Genomic DNA, 7,367 nt, shown 5'->3' with positions numbered 1-7,367 from the left:
GCCAGCACCCGCGCGGCCGTCGACGCGTCGGCCGCGCCGACCAGGGGCAGCAGGCCCAGGCCCACCAGGCCGGCGGCGAGCATCGGCACCCGGTGCCGGACCGTCGCCACCAGCCGGGCCCGCAGCAGGTAGCCGAGCGAGATCACCCCGGCCAGCAGCAGCGCGGAGACGGTGCCGGTGGCGGTGAGTACGACCAGGCAACTGACGGTGACGACGAAGGCCCCGAAGATCATGCCGGTGAGCACCTCGTCGGCGCGAGCGGTGGCCTGGTAGACGATCTCCCGCTTGGGCTGCGGCTCGTCCCGCAGCAGGTCCTCGGCGGTACGCGGCAGCGCCGGCATCGGCATCTTGCCGAGCCGTACGGAGAGCAGCGGCATGGCCGGCAGCAGGAGGGCCACCGCGCTGACCACGACGGCGGCGCCCTGGGCGGCGTCCATCGTGCCGAAGGCGAGCAGCCCGCCGACCATGCCCCAGAACCCGACGAAGACGGCGGCGACGAAGACCCGGGTCGCGTCACCGACGCCGAGCAGACCGAGCAGGCCGGAGAGCAGCAGCACGGCGGAGCCGAGCAGCACGTGCGGCGCGCCCAGCGCCCAGACCGACTCACCGGAGCCGATCACCAGCACGCCGCCGACGAAGGCGTAGGGCAACCCGGCGGCGGCGACGACCGCTCCGGCCAGCGAGTCGGCCATCGCGCGGGACAGCACGATCCCGCCGGCCAGCAGCACCGCGGCGGTGCCGAGCGCGACCGCGCCACCGAGCCAGCCGGGCTGGGTGGAGGTGACGATCACGACCAGGCCGAGCAGGAGCAGCACACCCGCCACGATCAGGCCGGTCAGTCGGGTCGCGAACGGGGTCCAGGCGACGCCGCGACGCCGGGCGCCGTCGGCGACGGCCTCCATGAGGTCGTCGTACGCCAGCTCCGGCCACTCGGTGCGGCGCGGCACCAGGTGCAGCGTCTCGCCGTCGCGGATGCTCTGGGCGGCGAGCGTACGGGTCAGGTCGACGGCGCTACCGTCGCTGCGGCGCAGCATCCACCCGCCGTGGCCGGTGCCGTCCGACGGTTCCTCGTCGGCCTGGCGCAGCACCGCGGGCATCAGTCCGACGAGCGGCAGATGCTCGGGCAGGGCGAGGTCCAGCCGTCGGTGGGGGGCGACGACGGCGATGCGCGCGAGTCCGGTTCCGGCCTGGGTGACCACTGACGACCCCTCGGTACGCGGAGCGGGCCGATGGGCCCGCGGCTGTCCTGACGGGAGAAGGCTACCTACCATGTGCCGGTGACGCGGGTGCCGGTTCTCCGCGACGGCCGAGCGCACGGGGGTGTCGGGCGTACGCACCATGCCCGCGAGAGGCAACGGAGGTCTGTCACGTGAGCACCGTGGTCGTCAAACGACCCGCCCGGCAGCCGGAACCGGAGTATCCCTCCGGCGAGGTGCTCCTGGAGGCACCGCCCGAGGTGCCGGCGCCGACCGGTAAGGCCTGGGGGCAGATGATGATGATGCTGCCGATGCTCGCCGGTTCGTTCGCGATGGCCCTGATGTTCGCGGGTCGGGGCGGTTCGACTCTCGGGTACGTCACCGGTGGCCTGTTCGGGCTCTCCGCCATCGGCATGCTCGGTTCGCAGTTGAGCAACAACGCGGGCGGGCCGGGAAAGCAGGAGATGCTCCAGCGACGCCGGGAGTACATGACGCACCTGTCGCGGCAGCGTCGTCGGGTGTTGAAGACGATCCGCAAGCAGCGCGAGGCGGCCTTCTATCGGCACCCGGACCCGGACATCCTCTGGTCGCTGCCGTTGGGGCAGCGGTTGTGGGAGCGCCGGCGCGGCGACGTGGACTTCGGTACGGTCCGGATCGGCCTGGGCCCGCAGGAACTGGCCACGCCCCTGGTGCCGCCGCCGGCCACGTCGCTGGAGAAGTTGGAGCCGATGTGCGCGCTGGCGTTGCGCCGTTTCCTCACCACCTACGGTGAGGTGCCCGACCTGCCGGTGACCATGGCGCTGAACGGGTTCGCCCGGGTGCACCTGCGCGGCGACGTCGAGGCGGCGCGGGGCATGGTCCGGGCGGTGCTCGCCCAGGCCGCCGCGTTCCACGCACCGGACGACATGCTGATCGCGATCTGCGTGGCGCCGGATCGGCGGGCCGGGTGGGAGTGGACGAAGTGGTTGCCGCACGCCCTGCACCCGTCGCGTACCGACGCGTTGGGGCAACTGCGGTTGGTGTCGCCCTCGGTGACCGGCCTGGAGGCGATGCTCGACGACGTACTCGCCAGCCGGCCCCGGTTCAACGCCAGCGGTGGCGGTCAGCAGGTCCCCGGGCCACACGTTCTGGTGGTCGTGGACGGCGGTGACACCGCCGGTTCCGACCATCTGATGACCGAGGGCGGGGTGGAGGGTGTGACCCTGCTCGACCTCTCCACTCCGGCGCCGCGTCTGCTCGACCGGGCGCGGCTGGTGCTGGAGGTGTCGGCGGACCGCCGGCTGGACAGTGTCACGGTGGACGGGCCGGCGGAGATCGGGCGGGCCGACGACTGCCGGCCGGCCGAGGTCGAGGCGCTGGCCATGCAGTTGGCTCCGCTGCGTCTGTCGGCCGCCTCGCGCAGCGGCGGCGACACCCCGTTGACCGGCGAGTTGGGCCTGGCCGACCTGCTCGACATCGGCGACCCGTACGAGTTCGACGTCGACCAGGGCTGGCAGCCGCGTCCCAACCGCGACAAGTTGCGGGTGCCGATCGGGATCGGCAGCGACGGCGGGCCGGTGGAGCTGGACCTGAAGGAGTCCGCGCAGGACGGCATGGGGCCGCACGGGCTGCTCATCGGCGCGACCGGGTCCGGCAAGTCCGAGCTGCTGCGGACCCTGGTGCTGGCGCTGGCGGCCACCCACTCGTCGGAGAGCCTCAACTTCGTCCTGGTCGACTTCAAGGGCGGCGCCACCTTCACCCGGCTGGACGGGTTGCCGCACACCAGCGCGGTGATCACCAACCTGGCCGACGAGCTGCCGCTGGTGGACCGGATGACCGACTCCATCAACGGTGAGCTGGTCCGTCGGCAGGAGTTGCTGCGGGCCGCCGGCAACTACGCCTCGCAGCGCGACTACGAGAAGGCCCGGGCGGCGGGTGCGCCGCTGTCGCCGTTGCCGAGCCTGCTGATCATCTGTGACGAGTTCTCCGAGCTGCTCACCGCGAAGCCCGACTTCATCGACATGTTCGTGCAGATCGGCCGGGTCGGCCGGTCGCTCGGCGTGCATCTGCTGCTGGCCAGCCAGCGGTTGGAGGAGGGGCGGTTGCGGGGGCTGGACACCCATCTGTCGTACCGGATCGGTCTGCGGACCTTCTCCGCGATGGAGTCGCGGGTGGTGCTCGGTGCCACCGACGCGTACGAGCTGCCCCGGTCGCCGGGGCACGGCTACCTGCGGTTCGGCACCGAGCCGTTGGTGCGGTTCAAGGCCGCGTACGTCTCCGGCGCGTACCGGAGCAAGATCGCCGCTGCGGTCGCGGCGGGTGACGGCGGGGACCGGGTACGCGAGTACACCACCGCCTACGTCGCGCCGCCGGTGACCCGCACGCCGAAGCCGGAGGAGACACCGGATCCGGTCGACGGGGTCGGCGAGAGCGTGTTGGACATCCTGGTCGGCCGGCTCGCCGGTCGGGGCAAACCGGCCCACCAGGTGTGGCTGCCGCCGCTGGCCGAGCCGCCGACCCTGGACCAGTTGCTGCCGCCGTTGACGGCCGACCCGGCGCGCGGGGTGACCGTGGCGCACGCCGGTCTGCTGGGCGAGTTGCAGGTGGCGGTGGGCATCGTCGACAAGCCGTTCGAGCAACGCCGGGACGTGCTCTGGTTCGACCTGGGCGGGGCGGCCGGACACGCGGTGATCGTCGGAGGTCCGCAGAGCGGCAAGAGCACCCTGCTGCGTACCGTGGTCACCTCGCTGGCCCTGACGCACACCCCTCGGGAAGCCCAGGTGTACTGCCTCGACCTGGGCAGCAGCGCGCTCTCCTCGTTGCGCGAGCTGCCGCACGTCGGCTCGGTGGCGACCCGCCTCGACGCCGGCCTGGTGCGGCGTACCGTGGCCGAGTTGCAGTTGCTGATGGGCGAGCGGGAGCGCCGGTTCGCCGAGCGCGGCGTGGACTCGATGTCCGAGTACCGGCGGGCGCGACGCCACGGGCAGCACGACGACGACCCGTTCGGCGACGTCTTCCTGGTCATCGACGGCTGGGCCACGCTGCGGTCGGAATTCGAGGACCTCGAACCCACCATCAACGACATCGCCAACCGTGGTCTCTCCTTCGGCATCCACCTGATCGTCACCGCCGGACGGTGGATGGACCTGCGTCCGGCCGTCCGGGACGTCTTCGGGACCCGGTTGGAGCTGTGGCTGGCCGACGCGAGCGACTCCAACCTGGATCGCCGGGCGGCGATGAACGTGCCGGACAAGTCACCGGGACGCGGCATCACGCCGGACGGCCAGCAGTTCCTTGCGGCGCTGCCCCGGACCGACAGCTCGCAGGAGGCGGAGACCCTGCCCGAGGGGGCACGCAAGCTGGTCACCGACCTGGCCGCCGCCTGGCAGGGGCCGGGTGCCCCGCCGATTCGGCTGCTTCCGCCGGTGGTCCCCTACGGCAGCCTGCTGGACACCGGCCGCCCGGGGGTGCCGATCGGCATCGCCGAGGTGGACCTGCAGCCGGTGCACCTGGACTTCGCCGCCGACCCGCACTTCATCCTGTTCGGCGACGGCGAGTCGGGTAAGAGCACGTTCCTGCGGGCGCTGGCGCAGACGATCGTCGACCGCAACGAGCTGACCCAGGCGCGGCTGGTCCTCGTGGACTACCGACGCAGTCTGCTCGGTGACATCGACTCGCCGCACCTGATCGGGTACGGCTCGACGGCACAGGTCACCGAGGGCATCGTGACCGAGGTCGCCGCCGTGATGCGGGACCGGCTGCCGCCGCCGGACATCAGCGCGGAACGGTTGCGGGCCCGCGACTGGTGGAAGGGCCCCGACCTGTACGTGCTGGTCGACGACTACGACCTGGTGGCGGGCGCGGGCAGCAACCCGCTGACCCCGCTGCTGGAGTTCCTGCCCCAGGCCCGGGACATCGGTCTGCACCTGGTCATCGCCCGCCGCACCGGTGGCGCGAGCCGGGCGTTGTACGAGCCCGTCCTGATGCGGCTGCGGGAGATCAGCACACCGGGCATCGTGATGTCCGGCAACCGGGACGAGGGGGTGCTGCTCGGCACCGTCCGTCCCGGGCCGCTGCCACCGGGCCGGGGCTGGCTGGTGTCCCGGCGCGGCGGGACCCGGCTGGTGCAGCTGGTGCAGCTTCCACCACGGTCCTGAGCGCGGTACGGGGTTGCCCGGACGGCCTACCGTCGGCCAGAGTGGATTATCGTGCGCGGCTGCGCGACCGCCTCGGTGGTCGACGCCCCACAGGCTGCGACTCCGGCACAAGGCGGGACCCTCGCCGGGGCGCGTGGGCCGGCCGCGCCGGTGCCAGGTGAGTGATCGGGGGAGGGACATGGGCGACGAGTGGCTCGTCGACGAAGAGATCAACGTCGACATCCAGCAGCTCAAGGACTTTGCGCAGGCAATCCAGAAGGAGTTGGACGAGAACTTCCGGCCCAGTTTCGAGGGCGGCCTGCAACCCATGCTCACCGTACAGGCGCCGTTCGGCGGCGGCGGGATGAAGGAGGCCGCGTTCTTCCGGGGCCGCCACGACGAGAGCCGGATGGCGGTCTCCCACCTGATGGGCGACGCGATGAAGGGACTCGTCGCGCTCAGCACCGCCGCCATCTCGATCTCGGCTGAGTACCTGACCGGTGACGCGCTCGCCCAGGCCACCAACGACGACGTCCTCAACGCGTTCCACGGGGTCGACGGTCAGGAGACGCTCAGCGGCGCCTGGCAGGAGGGCAACGCCGACGATCCGGCCGGGACCGTTCCTCAGGAGGCCGCCAACCCCGTGCCGATGAACCCCTACGAGGGTATGGACTCCTGCCCGACCGGCGATCGGCGCGAGGAGACTCCGGCGTGGGCCCAGCGCGAGGTGGTCGGTGAGGGTCCGGGGGCGTACGTGATCGCAGGAGACGCCGAACGTCTGCACGGGGATCACCTCGCGATCGACCAGTCGAACCTGCGGTGACGGTCGGCCGGTCAGCGAAGCGGAGGAGCGGGGATGAGTGACTACTACGGCTGGCAGCCGCCGAGCTACCACATGTATTCCGGGGTGTCGGACGACTACGCGGCCGAGCGGGCCGCCCAGTCCACGCCGTACGAACCCACCTCCTGGGACTCGGTGAACATCGAGCAGATGTGGGAGTACGTCCGCAAGGAGAGCGACGAACGCACGACCGCGCTCGCCGAGATGTGGCGACGCGCCGCCAGTCTGCTCCAGTCGACCCGGGACAACCTCCAGCGCCACGCGGACTCGCTCGACGCCAAGTGGCAGTCGCCGGCCGCCCGCGTCTTCATGGGCCGGGTCGGCGCGACGCTGCACTCGCTGGACGAGTGGAAGACCGTGGCGAGCAACAACGCCACCGGTCTGGAGCAGCTCGCCAGCAAGATCAAGACCACTCAACAGGACATGCTGGCTCTCTGGCAGGAATATCAGGCCGAGCAGCGCAACCAGCAGCGGATCTACGATGAGGACAAGGCCAAGGTCACCTTCAGCGACATCTTCGGCGACAAGCACAAGTCCTACGAAGAGGTCCAGACGGAGTTTCACCAGCGAGCCAAGAACATCGCCAAGCCGCTGGCCGACCTCTACATCGACGTGTACATCACCAACATCTCCCGGGGCGGCAAGTTCAAGGGACCGACCGACGCCGTCATCAACTATGGATCGGCACCTCGGCCCGGTGCACCGGGTCGGCCGGGCGGCGCCCCGGGCGCGCCCTCGCTCAACGGCTCGCGCCCGAACCGGCCGGACATGCCGAACCGGCCGAACACGGGCGATCGGCCCGCCGCACCCGCCGCTCCGCCGCCGGGCCCGCCGGACGGCGTCAGCCTCGCCGGCACCACCGCTCCGGTCGCTCCGGCCGGTCCGCCGCCGGCCGCACCACCGCCGGTGAACACGCCGAACACGCCCGTCGCACCCGGCCCGGCCCCGCCGCCGGTGACGGGTCCCGGACTTCGTCCGGCCAACCCGGGCCTGCACCAACCGGGCTCGGGCGGTCGACCGAACGCTCCCCGCACCTCGCTGCCGGGCGCCGGCGGACCCACCACGCCGGGCAGCAGAGGGCCAGCACCGAACCGTCCCACGCTTCCTGGAGCTGGTGGAGCGGGTAACGGCGCCGGGGCGCCTCCGGGCGGCAAGCGCGGGCCCGCACCGAACCGTCCGACCCTGCCGGGCAACACCGGTGCACCGGTGTTGCCC

At 71.9% G+C, this 7,367-nt stretch carries 4 protein-coding genes; 3 read left to right on the top strand and 1 reads right to left on the bottom strand.

The genetic code is table 11. The features are described from left to right. Positions 1-1,199, bottom strand: a 1,199-nt coding sequence (eccD, locus tag EYA84_RS22375; RefSeq protein ID WP_131055012.1) for a type VII secretion integral membrane protein EccD, incomplete at its 3' end; no start/stop codon positions are given. A gap of 170 nt (positions 1,200-1,369) precedes the next feature. Here eccD and eccCa point away from each other — a divergent pair. From eccCa to EYA84_RS22360, 3 genes are all read left to right on the top strand, one after another. Next, positions 1,370-5,332 carry a type VII secretion protein EccCa gene (gene eccCa / locus EYA84_RS22370; protein ID WP_131055010.1) on the top strand — a complete coding sequence of 1,321 codons (3,963 nt, stop codon included), beginning with the start codon at positions 1,370-1,372 and terminating at the stop codon, positions 5,330-5,332. 178 nt (positions 5,333-5,510) lie between these two features. Then, complete coding sequence (locus EYA84_RS22365; protein ID WP_131055008.1) at positions 5,511-6,134, top strand: hypothetical protein; 624 nt, start codon at positions 5,511-5,513, stop codon at positions 6,132-6,134. 33 nt (positions 6,135-6,167) lie between these two features. Continuing rightward, the coding region (locus EYA84_RS22360; RefSeq protein ID WP_394347603.1) for a WXG100 family type VII secretion target at positions 6,168-7,367 on the top strand (1,200 nt) is incomplete at its 3' end.

The organism is Verrucosispora sp. SN26_14.1 (assembly GCF_004307965.1).
Taxonomy (GTDB): domain Bacteria; phylum Actinomycetota; class Actinomycetes; order Mycobacteriales; family Micromonosporaceae; genus Micromonospora.
Note: the sequence above shows the minus strand (reverse complement) of the source record. Positions and strands in the feature narration are given on the sequence as shown.